Annotated in this window: 22 protein-coding genes; 6 read left to right on the top strand and 16 right to left on the bottom strand. The window is 65.2% G+C overall.

The genetic code is table 11. The annotated features are described in order from the left end of the window. Position 1 precedes the first annotated feature (1 nt). From proB to RM2_RS05520, 15 genes are all read right to left on the bottom strand, one after another. Complete coding sequence (proB, locus tag RM2_RS05595) at positions 2 to 1,102, bottom strand: glutamate 5-kinase (protein WP_072687852.1); 1,101 nt, start codon at positions 1,100 to 1,102, stop codon at positions 2 to 4. After that, complete coding sequence (gene obgE / locus RM2_RS05590) at positions 1,099 to 2,559, bottom strand: GTPase ObgE (RefSeq protein ID WP_072687851.1); 1,461 nt, start codon at positions 2,557 to 2,559, stop codon at positions 1,099 to 1,101. Before obgE ends, proB begins: the two co-directional genes overlap by 4 nt. 157 nt (positions 2,560 to 2,716) lie before the next feature. Then, entirely contained in the window at positions 2,717 to 2,980 is a 264-nt protein-coding gene (gene rpmA / locus RM2_RS05585) for a 50S ribosomal protein L27 (protein ID WP_072687850.1), read from the bottom strand. Positions 2,981 to 3,022: 42 nt separating this feature from the next. Further along, positions 3,023 to 3,334 carry a 50S ribosomal protein L21 gene (gene rplU / locus RM2_RS05580; RefSeq protein WP_072687849.1) on the bottom strand — a complete coding sequence of 104 codons (312 nt, stop codon included), beginning with the start codon at positions 3,332 to 3,334 and terminating at the stop codon, positions 3,023 to 3,025. Between the two features lie 206 nt (positions 3,335 to 3,540). Next, positions 3,541 to 6,873, bottom strand: a complete 3,333-nt coding sequence (locus RM2_RS05575) for a translation initiation factor IF-2 N-terminal domain-containing protein (RefSeq protein ID WP_072687848.1) — start codon at positions 6,871 to 6,873, stop codon at positions 3,541 to 3,543. Between the two features lie 448 nt (positions 6,874 to 7,321). Beyond that, positions 7,322 to 7,741 carry a nucleoside-diphosphate kinase gene (ndk, locus tag RM2_RS05570; RefSeq protein ID WP_072687847.1) on the bottom strand — a complete coding sequence of 140 codons (420 nt, stop codon included), beginning with the start codon at positions 7,739 to 7,741 and terminating at the stop codon, positions 7,322 to 7,324. A gap of 18 nt (positions 7,742 to 7,759) precedes the next feature. Further along, on the bottom strand, positions 7,760 to 8,176 hold the full coding sequence (locus RM2_RS05565; RefSeq protein ID WP_072687846.1) for a DUF4233 domain-containing protein: 417 nt from the start codon (positions 8,174 to 8,176) through the stop codon (positions 7,760 to 7,762). Then, positions 8,173 to 9,600: a bifunctional tetrahydrofolate synthase/dihydrofolate synthase gene (gene folC, locus RM2_RS05560; RefSeq protein WP_072687845.1), complete on the bottom strand. Its 1,428-nt coding sequence runs from the start codon at positions 9,598 to 9,600 to the stop codon at positions 8,173 to 8,175. The genes RM2_RS05565 and folC overlap by 4 nt, the downstream gene beginning before the upstream one ends. Beyond that, a complete protein-coding gene (locus RM2_RS05555) occupies positions 9,597 to 12,305 on the bottom strand; it encodes a valine--tRNA ligase (protein WP_072687844.1) in 2,709 nt (902 codons plus the stop codon). Before RM2_RS05555 ends, folC begins: the two co-directional genes overlap by 4 nt. Before the next feature lie 731 nt (positions 12,306 to 13,036). Beyond that, positions 13,037 to 13,348: an integration host factor, actinobacterial type gene (gene mihF, locus RM2_RS05545; protein ID WP_072687905.1), complete on the bottom strand. Its 312-nt coding sequence runs from the start codon at positions 13,346 to 13,348 to the stop codon at positions 13,037 to 13,039. Positions 13,349 to 13,589: 241 nt separating this feature from the next. Continuing rightward, the gene (locus tag RM2_RS05540) at positions 13,590 to 15,635 is read right to left on the bottom strand and encodes a S9 family peptidase (protein WP_072687843.1); all 2,046 of its coding nucleotides are present in this window, start codon (positions 15,633 to 15,635) and stop codon (positions 13,590 to 13,592) included. Between the two features lie 39 nt (positions 15,636 to 15,674). Further along, positions 15,675 to 16,283 carry a GNAT family N-acetyltransferase gene (locus tag RM2_RS05535; protein ID WP_072687842.1) on the bottom strand — a complete coding sequence of 203 codons (609 nt, stop codon included), beginning with the start codon at positions 16,281 to 16,283 and terminating at the stop codon, positions 15,675 to 15,677. A gap of 64 nt (positions 16,284 to 16,347) precedes the next feature. Further along, positions 16,348 to 17,355, bottom strand: coding sequence for an iron-siderophore ABC transporter substrate-binding protein (locus RM2_RS05530; RefSeq protein ID WP_072687841.1), 1,008 nt, complete (start codon positions 17,353 to 17,355; stop codon positions 16,348 to 16,350). A gap of 87 nt (positions 17,356 to 17,442) precedes the next feature. Next, positions 17,443 to 18,084, bottom strand: a complete 642-nt coding sequence (locus RM2_RS05525) for a 3-oxoacid CoA-transferase subunit B (RefSeq protein ID WP_072687840.1) — start codon at positions 18,082 to 18,084, stop codon at positions 17,443 to 17,445. Next, entirely contained in the window at positions 18,081 to 18,830 is a 750-nt protein-coding gene (locus RM2_RS05520) for a CoA transferase subunit A (RefSeq protein ID WP_072687839.1), read from the bottom strand. Before RM2_RS05520 ends, RM2_RS05525 begins: the two co-directional genes overlap by 4 nt. A gap of 151 nt (positions 18,831 to 18,981) precedes the next feature. Between RM2_RS05520 and pcaH the strand changes: the two genes are divergently transcribed. From pcaH to RM2_RS05490, 6 genes are read left to right on the top strand one after another with little or no spacing between them, the layout of a single operon-like run. Beyond that, a complete protein-coding gene (gene pcaH, locus RM2_RS05515; RefSeq protein ID WP_072687838.1) occupies positions 18,982 to 19,710 on the top strand; it encodes a protocatechuate 3,4-dioxygenase subunit beta in 729 nt (242 codons plus the stop codon). After that, positions 19,710 to 20,351 carry a protocatechuate 3,4-dioxygenase subunit alpha gene (gene pcaG, locus RM2_RS05510; protein WP_072687837.1) on the top strand — a complete coding sequence of 214 codons (642 nt, stop codon included), beginning with the start codon at positions 19,710 to 19,712 and terminating at the stop codon, positions 20,349 to 20,351. The genes pcaH and pcaG overlap by 1 nt, the downstream gene beginning before the upstream one ends. Positions 20,352 to 20,380: 29 nt before the next feature. Further along, on the top strand, positions 20,381 to 21,733 hold the full coding sequence (gene pcaB / locus RM2_RS05505; RefSeq protein ID WP_072687836.1) for a 3-carboxy-cis,cis-muconate cycloisomerase: 1,353 nt from the start codon (positions 20,381 to 20,383) through the stop codon (positions 21,731 to 21,733). Beyond that, complete coding sequence (gene pcaDC, locus RM2_RS05500) at positions 21,730 to 22,971, top strand: bifunctional 3-oxoadipate enol-lactonase/4-carboxymuconolactone decarboxylase PcaDC (protein WP_072687835.1); 1,242 nt, start codon at positions 21,730 to 21,732, stop codon at positions 22,969 to 22,971. The genes pcaB and pcaDC overlap by 4 nt, the downstream gene beginning before the upstream one ends. Beyond that, positions 22,968 to 23,783: an IclR family transcriptional regulator gene (locus RM2_RS05495; protein ID WP_072687834.1), complete on the top strand. Its 816-nt coding sequence runs from the start codon at positions 22,968 to 22,970 to the stop codon at positions 23,781 to 23,783. Before pcaDC ends, RM2_RS05495 begins: the two co-directional genes overlap by 4 nt. A 36-nt stretch (positions 23,784 to 23,819) precedes the next feature. Beyond that, positions 23,820 to 25,031 carry an acetyl-CoA C-acetyltransferase gene (locus RM2_RS05490; protein ID WP_072687833.1) on the top strand — a complete coding sequence of 404 codons (1,212 nt, stop codon included), beginning with the start codon at positions 23,820 to 23,822 and terminating at the stop codon, positions 25,029 to 25,031. Between the two features lie 66 nt (positions 25,032 to 25,097). Here the strand turns inward: RM2_RS05490 and aroQ are convergent, their stop codons facing one another. Beyond that, a complete protein-coding gene (gene aroQ, locus RM2_RS05485) occupies positions 25,098 to 25,538 on the bottom strand; it encodes a type II 3-dehydroquinate dehydratase (protein ID WP_072687832.1) in 441 nt (146 codons plus the stop codon).

Below are 25,538 nucleotides of genomic sequence, written 5' to 3'. Positions count from 1 at the left end.
ACTACAGCGGCACCAGGTCGTCGGCATGGATCACCGGGCGCTGCAGGTCCGCGGGTAACTCCTGCGTCGACTTGCCGAGGATGTCGGTGATCTCGGCGGAGTCGTAGGCAACCACTCCCCTGGCTACCGGGCGTTCCTCTGGACCGAGAAGGGAGACGACGTCGCCACCGTAGAATCGTCCCGACACCGCAGTGATCCCGGCGGGCAACAGTGAACGCCGCTTGGTGACGACCGCACGGACTGCACCCTCGTCGAGGTGCAGGATTCCCTGCTCGTCCGCGGCGTGGCGGACCCAGAACTTACGAGCCGACAGCCGCGCCGGCCGGCCGGCGAACGCCGTCCCTACGCCCGCATCCTTCAGCGCTGCATCGGCTTCGGAAGCGGCGGCGAGCAACACGGGCACACCCGCATCGGCAGCGAGGCGTGCGGCCGAAAGCTTGGACGCCATTCCACCGGTACCGAGCGCTCCACCGGAACCGGCGACCACTCCGTCGAGATCTTCAGGGCCGTTCACCTCAGGAATCAGGGTGGCGCCGCCCTTGCGGGGATCCCCGTCGTAGAGACCGTCGACGTCCGAGAGCAGCAAGAGAGCGTCGGCGCCGACCAGGTGGGCGACGAGTGCCGCAAGCCGGTCGTTGTCGCCGAATCGTAGTTCCGCGGTGGCGACGGTGTCGTTTTCGTTGACGACCGCGACGGCATGCAGAGCCCGCAGCCTGTCGAGGGTACGTTGAGCGTTCCGGTGCTGCGCTCGGCGCGCGATGTCGTCGGCGGTGAGCAGAACCTGTCCCACCGTGCGGCCGTGACGGGCGAACGACGTACCCCAGGCGTGAGCCAGCGCGAGTTGACCGACGCTTGCGGCGGCCTGCTTTGTCGCCAGATCGCGTGGCCGTTTGGTCAGACCCAGCGGTGCCAATCCGGCGCCCACGGCCCCGGAGGACACGACCACCACGTCGGAACCGGCGCGCATGCGTGCCTCGATCGCGTCAGTGAGTGCGTCGAGTCGGCTCGTGTCCAGGCCACCGACCAGGCTGGTGAGCGCTGTTGAGCCAATCTTCACAACGATGCTGCCCGCAGACGCGATCGTCCGCCGGGTGACGCTCACTGGTCTTCAGGGTCGAGGCCCTCGAGCCCGCGACGAATCCTGGATGCGTGCTTGCGCTCTGTCGCGCCGATGCGCTCCACCTGCTCGAGGCGTGGGTCGGTACCGCGCCCGGTTCTGGTGAGGTCGATACCGGCCGGCGTCTGGGGCTCCCAGTCGAAACTCACGTCGCCGATAGTCACGGAAGCGCCCGGCTTGGCACCCTGCTTGACCAGCGCGTCCTCCACACCGAGCCGCGCCAGTCGGTCGGCGAGGTAACCGACTGCCTCGTCGTTGGCAAACTGGGTCTGCCGCACCCAGCGCTCCGGCCGGGTGCCTCGGACAATGAACCCACCGGGTACCTCCGGATCGGCGATGACGCTGAAACTGTTCTCGTTGGACGCGACGGGTCGGATCACCTGACGCTTCGGCACAGCCTTCGGATTCGCCTCACGATATTCTTTCACCAACTTCGCCAGCGCGAACGTCAACGGGCGCAAACCTTCTCTGCTGACAGCGGAAATCGTGAAAACCGGCCACCCGCGGGTCTCGAGATCAGGGGTGACCATTTCCGCGAGTTCGGCGGCCTCCGGCACGTCCGCCTTGTTGAGGATCACGATGCGGGGACGATCCGCGAGGTCACCGAGTCCGGTGTCACCGGTGAGCGCGCCGTTGTACGCGGCGAGTTCAGCCTCCAACGCATCGATGTCGGAGATCGGGTCGCGACCGGGGTCCAGCGTCGCGCAATCGACCACGTGGGCCAGCACTGCGCACCGCTCGAGGTGACGCAGGAAGTCCAGTCCCAGTCCGCGTCCGGCGCTCGCACCGGGGATCAGCCCGGGCACGTCGGCCACTGTGAACGTGGTGTCGCCGCTCGAGACGACCCCCAGATTCGGGACGAGAGTGGTGAAAGGGTAGTCAGCAATCTTCGGCTTCGCGGCCGAGAGCACCGACACCAGCGACGACTTGCCCGCCGACGGGAATCCGACGAGCCCGACATCGGCGACTGACTTCAGTTCGAGGACCAGTTCGCGCTCGATCCCATCCTCACCGAGCAGCGCGAAGCCCGGCGCTTTTCGCGCCTTCGAGGACAGGGCAGCGTTTCCGAGTCCGCCACGACCACCCTGAGCTGCCTCGAATCGCGTGCCGACCCCTATCAGGTCCGCGAGGATCCGGCCGTTCTTGTCGAGAACGACGGTGCCGTCGGGGACCTTGAGTATCAGGTCATCGCCCTGGGCGCCGTCACGGTTACTACCCATCCCCTGCTTGCCGTTGGTTGCCTTCGCATGGGGATGAAAATGGAAGTCGAGGAGGGTGTGAATACTGCCGTCCACTTCGAGAACGACGTCACCGCCACGCCCGCCATTACCGCCGTCCGGGCCACCGAGGGGCTTGAACTTCTCCCTGTGTACGGAGGCGCAGCCATTGCCGCCTTTTCCTGCGTTGACGTGCAGCACGACGCGGTCAATGAATCGGGACATGACTGCCGGATCCTTCCTCAGCCAATTGTGTTGATCTCACTTGCGAGAAATCACCTGTAAAAAAGCAATAGGGGCGGACCGGGTATCTAGACCCAGGTCCGCCCCTATTGGGAGCTTGGCAGGTCCCGTTACGGGACGATGCATGCTGTCGGCAGGACTAGGCCTCTGCCGCGGCCGGAACGATGTTCACGGTCTTGCGTCCACGCTTGGTGCCGAACTCGACAGCACCGGCCGACAGTGCGAAGAGCGTGTCGTCGCCGCCACGCCCGACGTTGACACCGGGGTGGAAGTGGGTTCCGCGCTGACGGACCAGGATCTCGCCGGCGCTGACGGACTGGCCGCCGAAACGCTTCACTCCGAGTCGCTGAGAATTTGAATCGCGACCGTTACGGGAGCTGGATGCACCCTTCTTATGTGCCATGTTCTTGACCCTCCTCGGGTGAGATCAGCTCTGAAGCTCTAGCTACTTGATACCGGTGACCTTGAGGACCGTCAGCTTCTGCCTGTGGCCCTGGCGCTTGTGGTATCCGGTCTTGTTCTTGAACTTGTGGATCCGGATCTTCGGGCCCTTGGTATGCTCGACGACCTCGCCGGTGACCGAAATCTTGGCCAGCTTGTCAGCGTCGGTCGTCAGATCGGATCCGTCGACGACGAGAACGGGAGCAAGCGAGACAGCAGTGCCGGGCTCACCCTCGATCTTCTCGACCTTGACGAGGTCCCCAACAGAGACCTTGTACTGCTTTCCGCCGGTCTTGACGATCGCGTACGTTGCCATCGGAGGGCTACCCCTTGCTTCTTCGAACTTGCTCGCACAACGGAGTGCACGACTGGTCTGGTGTGACGGCTAGCTCGGTCGAGGTCGCGCAGCCCTCAAATGTAAGGGCACAGCAAACCTTCATCGCCGAGTAGCGACTGGTCAAGGTTACAGGAAGGCAACCGCTCCGTACAAACCGGCAGCGATCGCCTTCCCCACGTTCTTCGTCAGTGATCGGCGTCCGCCGGCGGGCCCGCCGGCCGGCCCGCCGCACGGCGGCGTGCCTTTCGCGGCGCGGCCTGCTCTTCCACACCATTTTGCGCGGATGAGGGTGGGTCGCTTACCGAGTTTGCAGACGTAGCCGGCTCCGGTTCCGGAGCGGATTCTGTCTCACCCTCCGGTGTGGGAATCACGAACACCGTTCCGGCACTTGGGGTTTCGGCCATCGGCGCTGCCGCCGCCCGAGACACCCGGCGACTCCGGCGACGCGGCGGGGCCACGGGTTCGGGCTCGACGACCGCTTCCCGCGCCTCGACCACGGCCTTTTCGGACTCTGTCAGGTCGACAGCACGCGTCATCACGGTCGATTGCACCGGCCCTGGAGCGTCCGCGAGCTGCTCGGGAGTCTCCATGGCGGCGACATCGTCCGGCTGAGCCGACTCGTCATGCTTCGCGTCGGCGGGTGCGGCTTCTTCCTCGTGATGGTGATGCGCCATCGCAAGGGCGACCGGGTGCGCCCGCTTGACGGTCGCATCCACCGCCAGGGCTTCCTCGGGCACGGGGGTAGGTGGCGACTCACCACCGGACGACTTGTCGCGTCCGCGCTTCTTCCGGCTCCCCCCTGATTCAGCCCGCGAGGACCCGCGCGAACCGTCGTCCGCGGAGGACTTCGTCTCGATCGGCTCCGCATGCACGATAATTCCCCGACCGTGACAGTGCTCGCAATTCGTCGAGAACGCCTCGACCAATCCGGTGCCCAACTTCTTGCGCGTCATTTGAACCAGGCCGAGCGAGGTGACCTCGGAGACTTGGTGGCGGGTTCGATCGCGGCCAAGGGCCTCGGTCAGGCGACGCAGCACGAGGTCGCGGTTCGACTCGAGTACCATGTCGATGAAGTCGACGACGATCATGCCGCCGATGTCGCGCAAGCGCATCTGTCGGACTGTCTCCTCGGCGGCCTCGAGGTTGTTCCGAGTGACGGTTTCTTCGAGGTTTCCGCCCGCACCGGTGAACTTGCCCGTGTTGACGTCGACCACCGTCATCGCCTCGGTGCGGTCGATGACGAGTGTGCCCCCGGACGGCAACCACACCTTGCGGTCGAGCGCCTTGGCCAACTGCTCATCGATGCGGTGTGCCTCGAAGACATCGATGCCGCCGTTGGCAACGGTGTGCTGCTCGAGCCGCGGCAGCAGGTCAGGAGCAACGGACGTGATGTACGACTCGACCGTCGTCCAAGCCTTTTCACCCTCGATGACCAGCTTGGAGAAGTCCTCGTTGAACAGGTCGCGGATGACCTTGACCAGAAGGTCAGGTTCCTCGTAGAGCGCCTCAGGGTTCCCGGACTTGCCGGACTTCGCCTTGCCGACCTGTTCCTCGATCCCGGCCCACTGTTCCCGCAAACGCGTGACATCTCGAGCAAGTTCCTGCTCACTCACGCCCTCCGAGGCCGTCCGGATGATGACTCCGGCGTCCGAGGGAACGATATCGCGCAGGATGTCCTTGAGTCGTTTGCGTTCGGTGTCGGGCAGTTTGCGGCTGATACCCGTGGACGTACCACCCGGCACGTAAACGAGGAATCGGCCGGCGAGGCTGATCTGCGTGGTCAGTCGTGCACCCTTGTGTCCGACCGGATCCTTGCTGACCTGGACAAGCACCTGATCGCCTGGCTTGAGCGCCTGCTCGATCTTGCGGGAGTTGCCGCCGAGTCCGGCGGCCTCCCAATTGACCTCACCGGCGTACAGCACGCCGTTTCGTCCGCGGCCGATGTCGATGAACGCCGCTTCCATGCTCGGCAGGACGTTCTGGACGCGCCCGAGGTAGACGTTACCGACCATGGACGCTGACGCCGATGTCGTCACGAAGTGTTCGACGAGGACGCCGTCCTCGAGTACCGCAACCTGGGTGGTCGCGTGTGGCTGGCCGGCGGCGATTCGGTCGCGCACGATCATGACGCGGTCGACGGCCTCACGGCGGGCCAGGAACTCCGATTCGGTCAGAATCGGCGGGCGACGGCGGCCAGCGTCACGCCCGTCGCGGCGACGCTGACGCTTTGCCTCGAGCCGCGTGGAACCGGTGATGCCCTGAACCTCGTCCTTGGAGCGGCTCTTGTTCCGGGGCTCCCGTTCGTGAACCACCGTGTTCGGCGGATCATCCTCGGAGTTGGCGTCACCGGTGGCCTCACCAGCGGACTTGCGGCGACGGCGACGGCGACGGCGACGGCTCGAACCGTCGGCGTCTCCGTCGCCCGACTCCTCGTCCCCGGTTTGGTCGGATTCGGCCTGGTCGGATACGGTCTGGTCGGATTCCGACTGTTCGACGTCCGAGGACCTCCCCTCGGACTCCTTTTCGGGTTTCTCGTCAGATTCGTCCACGCCCTTCTTGCCGGGCGCGGATTCGCCCTTCTCGTCTCGGGCAGAGTCCTGGGCCTCCGCACGGTCTGACTCGCCGTCGGTTCCCGACTCGGCGCCCTGCTCATTCTGCTGTTCGCCCCGTCCCCTTCCGCGCCCACGGCGCCCACGGCGGCGACGACGCGGCTGATCGCCGTCGACATCGGACTCCTCCGACTCGGTCTCGGCCACCCCGCTGTCAGCCGACCCAGTGTCCCTGCGTTCGGTGTCCCTGCGTTCGGTCTCCCTGCGTTCGGTCTCCCCGGGTCCGTCGCCCCTGGATTCGGTGTCCCGGGATTCGGTGTCCCGGGATTCGGTGTCCCGGGATTCGGCGGCCTTGTCACCCGTCTCTGCGACGACTGGTTGTTCGGCGTTCGCGTCGGATGCCCCGGCGTCCCGGCGTCCGCGTCGGCGGCGCGGCGCGGTCTCGACCGCGGCGAGGTCGGGTTGCAGGAACAACGGAACCTCAGCGACTGCAGGCGCAGCCGCAGGCGTCTGCTCGGCGACAGGAGCCACGACTTCGTAGGCACTGGTGGTGAAGAGGCTGGAGCCGAGGTCCGACTCGAAGGCCGCCGTGTGCTCGGCGACCGATTCCCGAGCTGCCTCCACGACGGGCTCCGCGGTGGGCGCAGGCGGTTCGGCCTCGGTGGGCGCAGGCGGTTCGGCCTCGGTGGGCGCAGGCGGTTCGGCCTCGGTAGGCACAGCCGTCGGAGCAGGCTCCGCGAGAGCGAAAGTTGTGTGAACGCGCTCGGCGATGTCGCGTTGCAGGCTCGACTGCGCGCTGCGCAATTCGGTTCCGAGGGCCGCTGCCTCGGCGAGTACCTGTTTACTCGTGACGCCCAGCATTTTCGCGAGCGCGTGTACGCGAATCTTCTCAGGAAGAGCGGGAACCGCACTTTGCGCGGTAGCCATCTCGTTTGGCTCTGAATTTGTGGGCGGCGCTTGATCGGCCACGTAATCTCCTCAGCCCCCGGGCGCGTCCATCCCTTATCTAGGCATGTCACGCGGCCACTCGGGGACGCTGTGTGTGTACTCGCACCCGATGTGAGCGCAAGATTGTTTGGTCTCGCTCCACACATCGCATGCAGTGCCGTTTTCACTGCGTACCCGTGTGGCGCCTTCGAATGGCGATCCTCCGCGGTGCAAGCGCCTGATCATCCAGCGTGCCGAAACGCCCAGGTATTTCCTGTTGACGCAGGGGCAGCGATGAAGGGCATGGAGCCGTGGTGCCATCCGGTCGAAGCCACGTGAAGCACTATTGCGGTCCGACCCTCCCAGTATCCCATACGTCTGCAACAGAACGTGCCAGCGGCGCACCCATCCATGCGGAAGAAGCACCGGGTGCACCCATCGTCATGGATGGGTGGGGCATGGATAGGTGGGGCATGGATAGGTGGGTGAGCTAATTCCCGGCGAGGTCAGGGAACCAAAGGGCAATCTCGCGCTCAGCCGCCTCGACCGAGTCCGAACCGTGGACCAAGTTCTGCTGGGGTTCGAGCGCGAAATCACCGCGGATCGTTCCCGGAAGCGCCTTTTCCACCGGATCGGTGCCACCGGCGAGTTGCCGGAACGCCGCGATCGCGCGCGGTCCTTCAAGTACCGCGGCCACGAGAGGGCCACCCGTGATGAATTCGAGCAGGCTCGGGTAAAACGGGCGGCCTTCGTGTTCGGCGTAGTGGGCGGCCGCGATGTCGCCGGGTGCGGTGCGCAAGTCGAGCGCGGAGATGGTCAGCCCCTTCCGCTCGATACGGCCGAGGATTTCTCCAACATATCCGCGGGCAACGGCATCGGGCTTGATCAGTACAAGGGTGCGCTCAGTCACGGCGCACAGCCTAAATGGTCAGTCGCGCTGACCTGGAAGCAGGCCCCGCTCCATTCTCTGGCGGACGTTCCTGCGGAAGTAGAGAATGTAACCCCAAAGGATCGCGAAAACCACGCCGACCACGCCGATCGATACGTTCACGAAGAACCCGAGTATCAACGCCACCTGCAGCAACAGGTTGTACGCCATCGCCCATGAGCGGCCCTGCAGCCCCGCCCCGAGGATCATCAGTACCGCCAACCCCACGAGATACGTTCCGGACAGCCAGGTCAGTCCACCCCCGACGTTCGCAACGACCGGCAGGGCGAGAAGCACCACGATCGCTTCCAGGATCAGCGATCCGGCGACCACTCCGCGGAAGCCCTTCCAGGGGTCCTTGGTCGGAGGACCGTACTCCGGTTCCGAAGCATTCGAGTTCGAGTTCGACTCGCTCACACTGGGTCCTTTCCGAAGAGAGTGCGGGCAGCACCGGCGGTCACCACGGATCCGGTGACCACGACACCCGCCCCCGATACCGCCTCACCAGGTTCGGCGACTTCTTCTGCCAGCGCGATCGCCGTCTCCAGCGCGTCCGTCAGAGTAGGCACCACCACAACGCGCTCATCACCGAACTTCGCGACCGCCAGGCCGGCGAGATCGTCGACGTCCATCGCCCGAGGTGCCCCGTTGTTCGTCACCACCAACTCGTCGAACACAGACTCCAGCGCCGAGAGGATGCCCTCTACGTCCTTGTCTGCCATCACACTCACGACGCCGACAAGTTTGCGGAAGTCGAACTCGTCGGTCAGCGCGGCGGCAAGCGCACGAGCCCCGTCGGGGTTATGCGCGGCGTCGACGAAGACGGTCGGGGCAGTGCGGACCCGTTCCATGCGTCCCGGACTAACGACCGACGCGAACGCCTGGCGAACCGCATCCTGATCGAGTTGCTTCTCCGGGCCCGCACCGAAGAACGCCTCCACGGCAGCCAGAGCAAGGGAAGCGTTGCGCGCCTGATGCTCTCCGTGAAGGGGCAGGAAGATGTCGGTGTACACCCCGCCGAGACCCTGGAGTTCCAGTTGCTGACCACCGACGGCGACTTGACGAGCCAGTACCGTGAACTCGGCGCCTTCACGTGCTACTGCCGCATCTACCTCCACGGCACGGCGCAGCAGAACATCCATAACCTCCGGCGTCTGCTCAGCGATGATCGCGACGGCGTCGCGTGGCATCAGCGCATCCTCTCGCCCCTTCTTGATGATGCCGGCCTTCTCCGCGGCGATACCCGCGAGATCGTCGCCGAGATAGTCCGCATGATCGAGACCGATCGAGGTGATCACGGCGACCTCGCCGTCGATGACATTGGTTGCGTCCCAACGTCCGCCGAGACCCACCTCGACCACCGCCACGTCAACGGGCGCCTCCGCGAACGCCGAGTAAGCCATCGCGGTCAGCACCTCGAACTTGCTCATCGCCGGCCCGCCGGCCGCCTGCGACTGCTGATCGATCATCTGGATGTACGGCTCGATCTCGCGGTAGGTGTCGACGTACCGACGTGGTGACACCGGGCGGCCGTCGATACTGATGCGCTCGGTCGCGAGTTGCAGGTGTGGGCTGGTGATGCGGCCGGTTCGCCTGTGCAGTGCCGTCAGCAGCGAGTCGATCATCCGCGTCACCGACGTCTTGCCGTTGGTGCCCGTGACATGGATGGCCGGATAGCCCTGCTGCGGCGATCCGAGCACGTCCATCAACGCTGAGATCCGGTTCAGCGACGGTTCGATTTTGGTCTCAGGCCACCGCTCGTCGAGTTCCGCTTCGACCAATGCCAGTTCTGCGAGGTCGACCGGGCTGACTTCCTTCGGCGGAAAATCGGGCGAGGTCACGCGCCTTCCAGCTCCTTCACTCGCTTGGTGATGCGTTCGATTTCTTCGGCCGCTATCTGTCGACGAGTACGGATCTTCTCCTTGACGGCGTCGGGAGCCTTGGCCAGGAACGCCTCGTTGGACAGCTTGGCGGTGGTACCGGCAAGGTCTTTCCGCGCGGCCGAAAGGTCCTTGTCCAACCGCGCACGCTCGGCGCCGAGGTCGACGTTCCCGGACGTGTCGAGATCGACGGTGACAGTTGCCTTACTCAGGCGCACCTCCACCGAGGCGGACACAGTGAAGTCCTCCGCCGGGTCCGTCAGACGCGCCAGCGATGTGACTGCGGCGAGTTGAGTATCCAGATCCGCTGCCGCGATGCCGCTGACGCGCGCGGGCACCCGTTGCGACGGCTTGAGCCCCTGGTCGCTGCGGAAGCGACGCACCTCGGTCACCAGCCGCTGCATGTCCTCGACCCGCTGGGCCGCAACGGGATCCGCCGCCGCACCGCTGGCCTCGGGCCACTGTGCCACCACAACAGATTCACCGCCGGTCAGTGCCTTCCACAGGGTCTCCGTCACGAATGGGATCACCGGGTGGAGCAGGCGCAGTAGAGCGTCGAGGACGTTGCCGAGCACTGTCCTCGTATTCGCCGCGACCGTGTCCTCCTGGGCGAACTGCACCTTGGCCAACTCCAGGTACCAGTCGCAGACCTCGTCCCACGCAAAGTGGAACAGCGTCTCGCATGCCTTGCTGAACTCGTAGCGGTCGAAGGCGGAGTCGACGTCACTTCGGACCTGCTCGAGGCGGTCGAGAATCCACAGATCAGCGTCCGAGAGTTCCCCGCGGCCGGGCAGTGGGGCCGGCGCGGCGCCGTTCATCAACGCGAACTTGGTGGCATTGAATAGTTTGGTAGCGAAGTTCCGCGAAGACTGCGCGTGGTCCTCGCCCACCGACAGGTCGCTACCGGGGTTGGCGCCGCGGGCCAGGGTGAAGCGCAACGCATCGGCACCGAAGCGGTCGACCCAGTCGAGCGGGTCGATACCGTTGCCGCGCGACTTCGACATCTTCTTGCCGAACTGGTCCCGCACGAGCCCGTGCAGGAAGACGTCGTCGAACGGCACCTGCGGTCCAGACTTGCCTTCGCTGAATATTCCTTCGCTTCGCTCGCCCCGCCCCGTAATCGCGTCATCCTCCGACACGTAGGTGCCGAACATCATCATCCGCGCCACCCAGAAGAAGAGAATGTCATAGCCGGTGACGAGAACACTTGTGGGATAGAACTTCTCGAGCTCCGGGGTCTTGTCGGGCCAGCCCATGGTGGAGAACGGCCACAGACCGGCGGAGAACCAGGTGTCGAGGACGTCGGGGTCCTGCACCCAACCCTCGGGTGCCGTCTCGTCCGGGCCGAAGCAGGCCACCTCACCGTCGGGGCCATACCAGACAGGGATTCGATGACCCCACCACAATTGACGCGAGATGCACCAGTCGTGCATGTTGTCGACCCAGGCGAACCAGCGCGGTTCCTGACTGGTCGGGTGGATCACGGTGTCGCCATTGCGCACCGCATCACCGGCAGCCTTCGCAAGGGTCTCCACCCTCACCCACCACTGCAACGACAGGCGCGGCTCGATGGATTCTCCGCTTCGCTCCGAATGTCCGACGCTGTGCAGATAGGGTCGCTTCTCAGCGACGACTCGCCCCTGCGCTGCCAGCGTTTCTCTCACCTTGACACGCGCCTCGAAGCGGTCGAGTCCGTCGAATTGCGTTCCGGTGTCTGCGATCTTGCCCGCCTCATCCATGATGGTCGGCATCGGCAGGTTGTGCCGCAGCCCCATCTCGAAGTCGTTGGGGTCGTGCGCCGGGGTGATCTTGACGGCACCGCTGCCGAACTCAGGATCGACGTACTCGTCCGCGATGATCGGAATGTCCCGTCCGGTGATCGGGTGCTCCAGGGTCGTCCCGAGCAGGTGCTTGTATCGCTCGTCGTCGGGATGCACGGCCACTGCGGTGTCGCCGAGCATCGTCTCGACACGGGTTGTGGCGACCACTACGTGCGGCTCGTCGTCGTTCAGCGACCCATACCGCAGCGAAACCAGTTCACCCTCGACATCCTCGAACTTCACCTCGATGTCGGAGATCGCAGTCTGCAGCACCGGGGACCAGTTGACCAGCCGCTCCGCACGGTAGATCAGCCCGTCGTCGTACATCCGTTTGAAGACGGTATGCACGGCACGAGAGAGCCCGTCGTCCATGGTGAAGCGGTCACGGCTCCAGTCGACGCTGTCGCCGATGCGGCGCATCTGCCCGCCGATGGTGCCGCCCGACTCATGCTTCCAGTCCCACACCTTATCGATGAAGAGTTCGCGACCGAGGTCCTCTTTCCTCTTGCCGTCGGCGGCGAGTTGCTTCTCCACCACGGTCTGGGTCGCAATACCCGCGTGGTCCATGCCAGGCAACCACAGCACCTCGAAACCCTGCATCCGCTTGCGACGGCTCAGAGTATCCATCAGGGTGTGGTCGAGTGCGTGACCCATGTGCAGGCTGCCGGTCACGTTAGGCGGAGGCAGGACAATGGAGTATCCAGGTTTGCTGCTGTGGGGATCCGCGCGGAAGTAACCGGCGTCTACCCAGCCCTGATACAGATCGGCCTCGACGGAACTGGGGTCCCAGCTCCTCGGGAGGGCATCGGCGGGGTTCTGGGGATTTTCGGGAGCTGCACGGGTCACCCGTCGAGTCTAATGAACGCGCAGTAGGCCGACGACGCCGCTACCATGACTGCGCCGCCGTCGAGTAACTCGCCACGCGGTATATCCGCAAAGAAGTGGCGGAAGGGATTCTCAGGGCTGCGAGGTCATCACGGGTCGCTGAACAACGTTCGGTGCACCTCGGTAGCAGTGCGGCATTCGCGAACGACAGGATCTTGCGACTCGGCTTCGCTTTCTCCGCCCGCTGGGGATCCTACAATCGTGTGCAACTCAGAGAAGAGCTGCGGGTTGTGGTCGTTCAAGGGTTCCTCCGGTTCGTCTGCCGCGTCTGTAGCGGCAACCACTCGAGAATGTGGAGTGTGCATGGAAACTTGCTGCCGATCCGCAGCGACCCGGCGTCCCCGACAGACCGACGGGAGGCGGGTCCGATGCCCGACGGTCCACTTGTGCTGTCGCATTGAAGTGCGCGGGCATTGCCGAGCGCGGGCATTGCCGTGTGAGTGGTCTGCGATTCCAGACTGCCTCACGCGACTACTGCGGTGATCGAAAGGCCCGAGCAGTCTTCGGCGGCGGACTCGGGGAACGACGCGCTATGCGGCACGTCAACCTTCACTGCAGCGGTCTTCACTGCGGCGACGAAGCCACTCCGGATCTGCGTTGGCGCCAGATTGCACCGGCATCGCCGAGTGCCGGGAAACAAACCGGGTGCCCGCACATTTGCGTCATGACGCGTGCGGGCACCCGTGAGAGCATCAGCTGAAGTGAGCCAACAGGGCGTCGCGCTGACGGTCGCCGAGACCGCGGAGCCTGCGCGTAGGAGCGATCTCGAGGTTCGCCATGATCTCTTGCGCCTTCACTTTGCCGATCTTCGGAAGAGCCTCGAGAATGGCACTGACCTTGGTCTTTCCGATGATGTCATCGACAGCCGCCTTGGAAAGGACCTGCTTGAGAGTGATGTCACCGGACTTGAGCTTGTCCTTGAGTTCTGCGCGTGCACGTCGAGCGGCTGCGGCCTTCTCGAGAGCAGCGGCCCGCTGTTCGTCAGTGAGCTGAGGAAGTGCCACGATTTCTCCTTCATTCGGGGTACGTATCGAACACATTCGGGGTACGTATCGAACACCGTAGCGAGAGAACCGCTTCTTCACTGCATCCTTGGGACGTGTCGCACATCCCGTTCGATTCGACAGCGCTCCGGCCACAGTCCAATCTGACCACAATTGTCGAGAGATCGTCGGGCCCCCGTGCCGTATCGGAGTGTCGGATTGTCGGGAAATCCACGGTGTCGAGCGCGACCGCGCCAGGCTGCTACCCGAGGACCTCGGGTAGCGCCGCGTCCTCCCCCAGCACATGCTCCGACAGGAACGCGAGCACGACCTGGTACCAAACTTTCGCGTTCTGCGGGCTGAGGATCCAGTGGTTCTCGTCCGGGAAGTAAAGAAAGCGGTGGTCGGTGCGGCCCTCGTCGTCGGCAGGCAACCCCGACTCGGACAGCAACTCGAACCACAGCCTCAGCCCGTCGCTGATCGGTACTCGAAAGTCCTTGTCGCCGTGAATCACCAGCATCGGAGTGATAATATCCGCAACATACAGGTGTGGCGAGTTCTCCACCGCCATCTCGGGTGTCATCTCCCTCTGCCAATACCACGCGGCGTCGGTAGTGGGAGCGAACTGGTCCAGCGCCCATAGGCTCGCGTGTGTGACGATCGCTTTGAACCGATCGGTGTGGCCGGCAATCCAGTTGGCCATGTACCCACCGAACGACCCGCCCATCGCAGCGGTGCGCTTGTCGTCGATTTCCGGCAACGCTACCGCCGCATCAGTGATCGCCATGAGATCCGTGAACGGGGCTCTCCCCCATTTACCCCAACCCCGCTCGACGAACTCCTGCCCGTAACCGGTGGACAGAGCCGGATCAGGCAGTAAGATCGCGTATCCGCGCGCCACCAGCAACCACGGGTTCCACCGCCAGGCCCACGTGTTCCACGACCCCAGTGGCCCGCCGTGCACCCACAGCACCAAGGGAACCGGCGCGTGCGCTGCGGCTCCGGTCGGCATCGCCACCCATGCCCGGATGGTGGCGCCGTCGGGGGCGACGGTCTCGATCTCGCTCAACGTACCCGGCAGTTCCGGAAATTCTGCCGGCGCTTCGAGTAGCGACACCGTGCCGGTGCCGATGTCGATACGAACTGGGTGCGGTGGCGCCACGTAGGAAGCCCGAAGCGCAAATACGGTGGAGCCGTCGGGAGCTACCTGAAGATCGGTGTAGCTGAAGTCGTCGGCCGTCACCGGGGTGGGATCCGAACCCTCGAGGATCACGAAGATCGGACCACGACCATGATCGTCGGCCGTCACCACGAGCCCGGACCCGTCCGGCAGCCAGGAAACGGAGGTAGCCCACCGATCCCACCCCGACGCGACCTCGCTTACCGAACCGGTGTCGAAGCTGTACCGGTGCAGGGTGAATCGAGGCGCGGAGTCCGCCGTCGCATGCGATTCCCTCGTGAACACGACGTGCCGTCCGTCGGGCGAGATCGCCGGGTCCGACACGTCTGCTGCGTCGTCGTCGACGAGGACGATGCGGGCGCCCGTCTCGGTGTCTATGCGCACCAGGGTGTTCCGAATCGACGCCGCCGGACCTGGAACCGCCCACGAGGTGACGACGAAGGTGCCGTCATCACTCAGCGCATAGTTCGCCTCCCGCAGGGCCGAACCCGGCATCGGAGTCAGGTCGGTCAATTCGGACTCGTCCCCGGTCTCATCAAACTTGTCCAGTGAGGCAGACAGCAGATGAGGCACATCCGGGCCGAGATCGTGGTCCCGGTAGCGGATCGGGAATCCCGAGTGCAGGATCGCCGACACTTTCTTGTCTTTGCGTTCGGCGCGCACCCGTTCGTCGTCGGCAACCTCGCCCGATGGCCCCAACATGCCGGTGGTGACGACGAACCGGGAGGCGCCGCGCGCTGCGCGGACACCGGCAATTCCTCCGCCGCGGCAGGCGATGATCACCGCCTCACCCCCGTCGGCGGGCAGTCGCCACAGAGCGTCGGGCGCCGCGTCCTCGTCCTGCGCCGGACGGGAAGCTGTGAAGAGGAGATCGCCGTCGCTGGTGAACGTCGCGTTGGACTCCCCGGTTCGGCCCCGTGTCAACCGGCGCGCCGCAACCTCTCCACCAGGGTCGATCTCCCAGAGGGCGGTGACGTATTTGGTCAATTTCTTGTCGAGCGTCGCCTGCGCGACGACGAGTCGTTGCCCGTCCGGAGACAGCGCGAGCCCGCTGACTCGGCCGAGCGCGAGATAGTCATCGAGGTCGTCGAATGGGGTTCCGGCGTGAAGTTCAGGAATCGCGGTCACGAGTCGTTCGTATCACGAACCGTCGCGCGGTGTCGGACATCACCGAGGGTCGCGCCACATCGCGTACAGGGTGGGACCGCCGCCAGGGATCACGATCTCACCGGTGACCTCGAAGCCGAACCGCTCGTAATAGGGGATGTTGCTCGCCTTGCTGGATTCGAGGTAGGCCGGGACGAGTTCGCGGTCACAACGTTCGAGCCGCGAGGCCAGCAGCGCCTGCCCGTATCCACGCCCACGGACCGCGGTCCCCGTACCGATTGTCGCGAGATACCAGTGGAGTTCGGCCGGATGAGCCGTGTGGAGAGCGGTGTCGATGTCTTCGCCGACTTGCCGGCGCCCACGCAGAGCGCGGATCAGCGCCGGCGTCATCATCCAGTTCGAGAGCCGCGAATGCTGCCAGCCAGCGGGCGGATCCCACAGAGTCGCGCCACCGATAGCGCCGTCGTCGCCGACAGCCACTTCGACGCCGCCACCGGCAAGGTGGTGATGTCGAGTGAACGCGGCAAAGAGTCGCGGTAGACCGACCCGGCGCTCCTTCTCGTCCGGGTACAGCCAGGAAATCACCGGGTCGTCGTCGAAAGCATCGCTCAGCACAGTCGACAACGCATTGACGTCGGATCTGCGTCCCGGCCGTACGGAAATTCTCATGATCCGAGGCTACGACACGGGGGTCGACACCGCGAGAGCATCCGAGCCTGAGAGGAGCAGGGACTCAGGGAAGCAGGGGCGCCACCCGCGGCGGGATCTCGTTCAACGCGTAGGGCAGGCTCAGCACTGTGCTCCATGCCATCGCCTCGGCGGCATCGTCCTCGAGGACGATGGTGCGGCCGGCCTTGACCACGTCCAACTCCTGATAGATCGGCGTCTTGTCGAGTTCCGCTCGGAGTTTGTCACCAAATCCTCCGCCTGCGTACCACACGAGGAGGTCGACATCCGCCAGCGACAACTGCTCGGTGCTGATCTCCGCAAAGTTTCCGGTGATCTGTTCCGTCACAGCAGGATTGACAAATCCGAGTTCCGTGAAGAAGCGGACCTTCGGGTCCTCGGAACCGTACACGCCGAACTGACCCGGACCCTTGAGAGCGCCCACGAGGACAGTCTTGCCGGCGAACGCCGGGTTGGCGGCCTGGACGTCCGCGAACTGCCTCTCGACGGCGGACACCAACTCGGCGGCCTTTTCCCTCTTGCCAAGGGTGTCGCCGAGCATCGTCGTCTGGTCCTGCCACGGGACACCGTAGTCGGCGAAGCCCTTGGGCTGCGCCACCGTCGGCGCGATCGCGGTCAGAGTGTCGTACTGCGCCTGGGTGAGACCGGAATAGGTGCCGACCACCAGATCGGGGTTGGCCGCCGCAACTTTCTCGAAGTTGATTCCGGTGGACGCCGCACCGACGATCTCCGGTTCCGAGTCACCCAGGAGATCCTGAGCCCACGGCCACACACCGTAGGGGTAGTCGCCGTACCAGTCGAACGTGCCGACCAGGGTGCCACCGAGAGCGAGGATGGTGTCCTGGTCGTTGTAACCGACGCTCACGATGCGCTGCGGATCGACCGGCACTCGGGTCTCGCCGTACTTGTGCGCGACGAGGGGTCCGCCTGCCTCTACGACGGTCTCGTCGCCGTCCGAACTGCTGCAGGCCGCGGCGAACGCCAGCAGCGCTCCCCCGGCGCCCACGAGGAAACCACGCCGAGTCAGACCGATCCCCTGTTCACCCTTGTTCATGCGTCGACCTCTCGTCTGCCCGGTGTACGTTTCCATTCGTCAAAGCTTGGCGAGCCTATCCTAAGGAGTCTGATGAACGGGCTTCGACTAGACGGTGACGTCGACCAACAATGTCGCTCCGGTGGCCGCCTGGACCTCCGAGCTGCTGTGGCCGGGGGCGGTCTCGACGAGCCTCAAGCCTTCGGGGGTGACGTCGATGACGGCAAGGTCGGTGACGATCGTCTGGACGCAGCACTTGCCGGTGTACGGCAACGTGCATTCCTCGAGGATCTTGTGCTCACCCTTCCTGGTGACATGATCCATCATCACGATGACCTTGCCGGCGCCGTGGACGAGGTCCATCGCACCGCCCATACCTTTGACCATGGCGCCCGGGACCATCCAGTTGGACAGGTCGCCGCGGCTGCTGACCTGCATGGCACCGAGGACTGCGACGTCGACGCTGCCGCCGCGGATCATCCCGAACGAGTCGGAGGACGAGAAGAAAGCGCCACCCGGAACCACGGTGATGGTCTCCTTACCCGCGTTGATCAGTTCGGGGTCCAACTCGCCGTCGGCAGGGTACGGCCCCACGCCGAGAATGCCGTTCTCCGAGTGCAGGATTACGTCCATGCCGGGCGGAATATGGCCGGGGATCAAGGTCGGCATTCCGATGCCCAGATTGACGTACTGCCCGGCCTCGAGTTCGGCAGCGACCCGGGCCGCCATCTCGTCTCGCGTCCAACTCATGCCTGCACCGTCCTGTTCTCGATTCCCGTTTCCTGCTTGCCGATCTCGACCACGCGCTGAACGAAGATACCGGGGGTGTGCACCTCGGCGGGGTCGATCTCGCCGGGTTCCACGAGGTACTCGACCTGTGCGATGGTGACGCGTCCGGCGCCCGCTGCGTCCGGATTGAAGTTGCGGGCCGTCTCCCGGTAGACGAGATTGCCGAAACGGTCACCCTTCCATGCGTGTACGAGTGCGTAGTCCGTGCGGATGGCCCGCTCGAGGACGTAGACCTCACCGTCGAACTCGCGGGTCTCCTTGGGACTGCTCGCGACGGCGACTCCGCCCCGGCCGTCGTATCGGATCGGCAGGCCACCGTCGGCCACCTGTGTTCCGACGCCGGCCGGAGTGTAGAAGGCTGGAATACCGGCGCCGCCCGCACGCATGCGCTCGGCAAGGGTTCCCTGCGGAGTCAGCTCAACCTCGAGTTCGCCGCCGAGGTACTGACGCGCGAACTCCTGGTTGGCACCGACGTACGAGCTGATCGTGCGGCGAATCCGGTGCTTCTCGAGTAACAGACCCAGACCGAAGCCGTCGGTACCACAGTTGTTACTGACCGTCTCGAGATCGGTCGCACCCTGTTCGAGGAGAGCTTCGATGAGGACCGAGGGGATACCCACGAGGCCGAAACCGCCCACTGCGAGGGTGGCGCCATCCGGGACGTCGGCAACGGCCTCGGCCGCCGTTGCGAGGACTTTGTTGACCATGCGCGCCACGCTACCCCATTATGTTCGACAAGTGAACAGAGTTCCACATCGCGAACATATCGCCTTCTTCTGTTGGCCAGATCACAAAGCTAGGGCTACTATGTGCGACTAGCGGCCAACTGTTCACATCAAGAACGTGAGGACTTGTTTCATGCTGCAACTGCCAGTCCACTACCAAGCTGGGCACGAAGCCGATGCCCCGCTGCTCTTCGCCGAGTACAAGACGACTCGCCTGCGCAGCCCCAAGAACGACCTGATCATGATCCCCCAACGCCTCGGTGAGATCACCGGTCCGGTCTTCGGCGAAGCCGACGTCACCAAGGGTGAGAACGATATGACCCGGGCCAACGGAGGCGAGGCGCAAGGCCAGCGCATCGTCGTTCACGGCCGGGTCCTCGACAGTGTCGGGAGACCCATTCCCGACACCCTCATCGAGGTCTGGCAGGCCAACGCTGGCGGCCGCTACCGCCACAAGAACGATTCCTGGCCGGCGCCGCTCGACCCGTACTTCAACGGAGTTGCGCGCTGCATGACGGACCGACAAGGGCATTACGAATTCACCACTATCAAGCCGGGTGCGTACCCGTGGGGCAACCACCACAACGCATGGCGCCCAGCCCACATCCACTACTCCCTGTTCGGTCAGGCATTCACCCAACGCCTCGTCACGCAGATGTACTTTCCGGACGATCCGTTCTTCTTCCAGGACCCGATCTACAACTCGGTACCCGAGGCTGCCCGCGAACGGATGATCGCCGCGTTCGACTACGACCAGACCCGTGAGAACTGGGCCGTTGGATTCAAGTTCGACATCGTCCTACGCGGTCAGGACCCAACCCCGTTCGAGGACACGCCGTTCAACGACCGCAAGGGCCACTGATGATCGACACCCAGAACCCCGACGCACCCCGGTACCCGGTCTTCGCCAGGAGCCAGGACGAGGTGCCGTTCGGCGTCACCCCGTCCCAGACCGTCGGCCCGTACGTCCACATCGGCCTGTACCCCGCGTGGGAAAACAGCGCCGCCGCCCTCCCTGAGGACGCGCCCGGACGAATTGACGTGTCCTTCACAGTCATCGACGGCGCCGGCCAACCTATTGCCGACGCCATGATCGAGACCTGGCAGGCCGACGCCGAGGGCCGGTTCAACAGTCCCGCCGATCCGCGAGGCGAGGCCGAGGCAACCCCCGCCGGATTCCGCAGCCTGGCGCGGGTGTTCGCCGACGACAACGGCACGATCGTGGTGCACACAGTCAAGCCCGACGCCCTCCCTGCCGAGGACGGCAACACAGAAGCCCCGCACATCAACGTCGGATTGTTCGCGCGCGGCATGCTCGAGCGCCTCTACACGCGGATCTACTTCCCCGAGGACACCGACGCGCACGCGTCGGACCCGGTGCTCGCCGCCGTCCCGGAAGCCGATCGCTCGAAGCTGATCGCGGAGAAGACCGATCGTGGATACCACCTGACGATCCACGTACAGAATACGAACGGCCGGGAGACCCCGTTCTTCGCCCTGTAGCCGGTCGAAACCAGAGGAAGGCGACGCGCATGAACCCCCCGGAACCATCTCGTGGCGCCCTGTTCGATCCAACGTTCGGTGCCGGCGAGTTGTCGTCCCTGCTCTCCGACCGGGCCTGGGTGACCGCGATGGTCGAGGTCGAGGCGGCACTGGCCCGCGCGGAGGCGAAATGCGATGTCATCCCCGTGGCGTCCGCCGACACCATCTCCTCGGTCCTCGGAAGGATCGTCTCGGCCGACACCGTCGACATCGGCGCCCTCGGCGTGGCAGCCGCAGCGGGCGGCAATCCCGTCATCCCCCTCGTGAAGTTGCTCCGCAGCGCCGTCGCCGCAGCCTACCCCGGTGTGCCTGCCGATCACCTGCACAAGGGCGCGACGAGTCAGGACATTCTCGATACTGCGCTGGTGCTGCTGTGCCGTCGGTCGGGTGCGCACATCCTCGCGTCGCTGGATGAGGCCGTCCTCTGCGCCGAGGCGCTCGCGCGGGCCCAGCGCACCACCCCGATCGCCGGTCGCACACTCGGCCAGCAGGCCGTTCCAACCACGTTCGGGGTGCTCGCAGCCGGATGGATGACCGCGCTGCACAGGGCTTCTCGGGCACTGTTCGATGCACTCGTCGCCCTGCCCGTGCAACTCGGCGGCGCGGCGGGAACTTCCGCCGCGCTATATCCCCACGGGTTCGACGTGGCCGACGCGCTCGCCGACGAACTGGGACTGCCCCGTCAGGACGTGCCCTGGCACACCGACCGCACCCGCATCGCGCTGCTCGCGTCGGCGCTCGGAACGGTGGCCGGAGCAGTGTCTAAAATTGCCGCCGACATCGTATTCCTCTCGTCGACCGAGGTCGGCGAGATCAGCGAGGGATTGCCCGGCGGGTCCTCCGCGATGCCGCACAAACGCAATTCGGTGGCCGCGATCTCGGCCCGCGCGGCGGCGCGGCGCATCCCCGGACTCGTCGCCACGATCCTCGGCTCGATGGATCACGAGCAGCAGCGCGCCTCGGGTGCCTGGCACGCCGAATGGGAAACGCTCACGGATCTCCTGCGCCTCACCGGCGGTGCGGTGGCGCGCATCGCCGACTCACTCGGCGGGCTGACCGTCCACCCCGAGGCCATGGCCCGCAATCTCGACATCACTGGCGGCTCAATTCTCGCCGAACGGGTCACCGGCCACCTGTCCGCCCACACCGACTCCGCGCGCGATCTCGTCACCGCCGCATGTAGGAGTGAACACCCTCTCGACGAGGATCCGAGACTCCTCGAATACCTGCAGGCGGAAGAGATCCGCGCCCTACTCGACCCGGCCGGCTATCTCGGTCACGCTCAAGACATCGTCGACCGTGCACTGGACACAGTGGCTCGCGGTCCGAAAGGAACGCGATGACAATCGCACTCGCACACGAAATCTCCGGACCTCGGAACGGGTCGGCGAACGCCCCCGTAGTGGTCTTGCTCGGATCGCTGGGCTCAAACCGATCCATGTGGGACCCGCAGGTCGCCGCACTGTCGGATGAATGCCGGGTCGTCGCAGTAGATCAGCGCGGCCACGGAGAGTCGCCGGTTCCAGACGGCCCGTACTCAGTGCGCGAACTGTCCGAGGACGTGCTTGCCCTCCTCGACTCCCTCCGAGTCGACGCCGCGCATATCGTAGGGCTGTCGATGGGGGGTGCGATCGGTCAATGGCTGGGCGTGAACGCTCCCCGCCGGGTGCTGTCGCTGTCGCTGCTGTGTACGGCTGCGAAATTCGGGGAGCCGCAGGCCTGGATCGAACAGGCCGCTGCCTCGCGCTCCGACGGTCCCGCATCGCTCGCCGATTCTGTTGTCGCACGGTGGTTCAGCGAGGAATTGGCCGAACGCGATCCGGAGTTCGTCGCTCGGTATCGCGCCATGATCGCATCAACCCCCGCCGAGGGATACGCCGCCTGCTGCGACGCCCTCGGCGACTGGGACTTCACCGCGGATCTGTCGCGCATCACGGCGCCGGCGCTGGTCATCGCGGGCGAACAGGATCCGTCCACGACGCCCTCTGTCATGCAGATCCTGGCGGACGGCATCACCGGCGCCCGGTTCGAGGTGCTGCCGGGCGCCGCCCACCTCGCGAATCTCGAACAGGCGGGAGCCGTTACGGCACTGCTGCGCGAACACATCGTCGGCGGGGTATATGCACCCGGACGCCTGGCCGCACATGCCGCGGGCATGAAGGTGCGCCGCTCGGTCCTCGGTAACGGCCATGTCGATCGCTCAGTCGAGGAGGTCACAGAGTTCACGGCACCCTTCCAGGACTTCATCACCCGCACCGCATGGGGCGACATCTGGTCACGCCCCGGACTCGACCGCGAGATGCGGCGACTGCTGACGATCGCCGTCCTCACCGCGGTCGGGAACGAGCACGAACTCGACATGCACATCCGGGCCGCCCTGCGTGCAGGTGTCGACTCCGACACGATCGGCGAGGTGCTCCTCCACACCGCCGTCTACGCCGGCGTGCCCAACAGTAATCTCGGGTTCGCCCTCGGGAAAAGGGCCCTCGCCGACCTGTCCTCGACCGACACCGGCCACACGCGCGTCTCCGACACCGGCCACAAGCGCGTCTCCGACACGGAGGAGGATTTCCGTACATGACCGCAACCGAGCCGACCGAGCCGACCGAGCCGACCGAGAAGATCCTCCCGTCCCCCGAGTACGTGCAGTCGCTGGCCCGGGGGCTCGCCGTGATCCGGTGCTTTGACCAGCAGAATCAGCGCCGCACGCTCAGTGACGTCGCCCGCGCCACCGAACTCTCCCGCGCCACAGCGCGACGGTTCCTGCTCACACTCGCCGAGGTCGGGTACGTCGCCACGGACGGTTCCACGTTCTGGCTCACCCCGCGGGTTCTCGAACTCGGATACAGCTACCTGTCGAGCCTGTCGCTGCCGGAAGTCGCGCAACCCCACCTCGAGAAGCTGAGTCACAAGGTCCACGAATCGTCTTCCGTATCGATCCTCGACGGGGCGGACATCGTGTACGTCGCCCGTGTCGCCGTCAGCCGGATCATGACGGTGGGCATCACCATCGGCACACGCCTCCCCGCTTACGCTACGTCCATGGGCCGGGTGCTGTTGGCGGGCCTGTCCGATGACGAACTCGACGCCTACCTGGAAAAGCTCGACATCCAGCGTCTCACCGAGCACACGATCACCGCGCGCGACAATCTACGCGCCGCCATTGTCAGCGCGCGTGAAAACGTGATTTGTGTGCTCGACCAGGAACTCGAGGCAGGACTGCGGTCGATCGCCGCCCCCATCCGCAATGCCGCCGGGCTCACCGTCGCGGCAGTGAACATCTCCACTCCGGCGGCGCGATACAGCCTCGCGAATCTGCATTCCGATCTCATCCCGCCGCTGCGAGTCACCGCCGCCGATATCGAACAGGACCTCGCCATCGTCAATCGATGATGCAGTACCCGAGGAATCTTCAGGAAAGGTCTTTTCATGCGTGACGTCGTCATCTGCGAGCCTCTGCGAACGCCGGTCGGGCGCTTCGGAGGAGTGTTCAAGGACATCACGCCCCAGAGCCTCGCCGCCACTGCGATTTCGGCGCTCGTCGACCAAACCGGCATCGGGGGCAGCCAAATCGACGACGTCATCCTGGGCCAGTCGACGCCCGGCGGGGAGGCTCCGGCCATCGGCCGGATCGCCGCGCTCGACGCAGGACTCGGTATCGACGTCCCCGGCATGCAGGTGGATCGCCGCTGCGGATCGGGGCTGCAGGCAGTCATCACCGCGGTGTTGCAGGTGGCGTCCGGCGGCAACGATCTAGTACTCGCCGGTGGTGCCGAATCGATGAGCCAGGCCGAGTTTTACACGAACCCGAACATCCGCTGGGGTGTCAAAGGGGAAGGCGTGCAACTTGCAGACCGTCTCGCACGCGCCCGCGTCACCGCCGGCGGGGAAAACTTCCCCGTGCGGGGCGGCATGATCGAGACCGCCGAAAACCTCCGTGCCGAGTTCGACATCAGCCGCGAAGACCAGGACGCGCTCGCCGTGCAGTCACACCAGCGGGCCGTCGCGGCGCAGGAATCGGGGCGCTTCGCCGAGGAGATCGTCGGAGTGACTGTACCGCAACGGAAATCGGACCCAATCGTCGTCAACAAGGACGAGCACCCGCGCGGCGACACCACAATGGAATCGTTGTCGAGGCTCCGCGCCATCCGCTCCAAGATCGACTCCGCCTCCACCGTGACCGCCGGTAACGCGAGCGGACAGAACGACGGCGCCGCCGTCTGCATCGTCACAACAGCAGAGAGGGCGAAGGAACTGGGACTCGAACCCCTTGCACGGGTGGCGTCGTGGGCCGTGGCAGGTGTCGCGCCGCGCACCATGGGCATCGGCCCGGTGCCCGCGACGGAAAGGGCGCTCGGTCAACTGGGGCTGTCATTGTCCGACATGGGCGTCATCGAACTGAACGAGGCCTTCGCCGCGCAGACCCTTGCCGTCCTTCGCAGTTGGGATCTCGACCCTGCCGACGAGCGTCTCAACCCCAACGGCTCCGGTATCTCCCTCGGCCACCCGGTGGGGGCCACCGGCGCCCGAATTCTCGCCACCCTCCTGCGGGAGATGGAGCGTCGCGAATCCCGCTACGGACTCGAGACCATGTGCATCGGTGGCGGGCAGGGCCTTGCAGCGGTGTTCGAGCGAGTCTGATTCCCGGCATCTGCACCTAACCTATGCACCTTCACGCAACCACACGGCGCCTGCGTCACGATGCCTTCAGCCCTTATGGCAGATGAACTCGACAGCGAGACCGTAACCGAGGATGCCCAATCCGGCAATCACTCCGGTCGCGACACCGGAGACGTACGAGTGCTGCCGGAATTCCTCGCGAGCGTGAACGTTGCTGATGTGAACCTCGACGAGCGGCACCGCCAGCGTCACCAGTGCATCACGCAGCGCCACCGACGTGTGGGTGAATCCACCAGGGTTGATCACCACCCCCGATGCCGTCGTTCGCGCCTCGTGCACCCAGTCGATGAGGGCGCCCTCGTGATTCGACTGCCGCGGGACGATTTCACGTCCAGCCCGGGAGGCGGCGGTTCGACACAACTCCACCACGTCTGCAAGCGTCTCGTGCCCGTACACGTCAGGCTGCCGTTGACCCAGCAGATTCAGGTTGGGGCCGTTGAGAACAAAGATCGGTCCGGGAGCGGTCAT

The sequence above is a fragment of the Rhodococcus marinonascens NBRC 14363 genome, assembly GCF_001894885.1.
Classification (GTDB): Bacteria; Actinomycetota; Actinomycetes; order Mycobacteriales; family Mycobacteriaceae; genus Rhodococcus_F; species Rhodococcus_F marinonascens.
The sequence above is the reverse complement of the archived record's forward strand: the minus strand, read 5'-3'. Positions and strand labels throughout refer to the sequence as shown.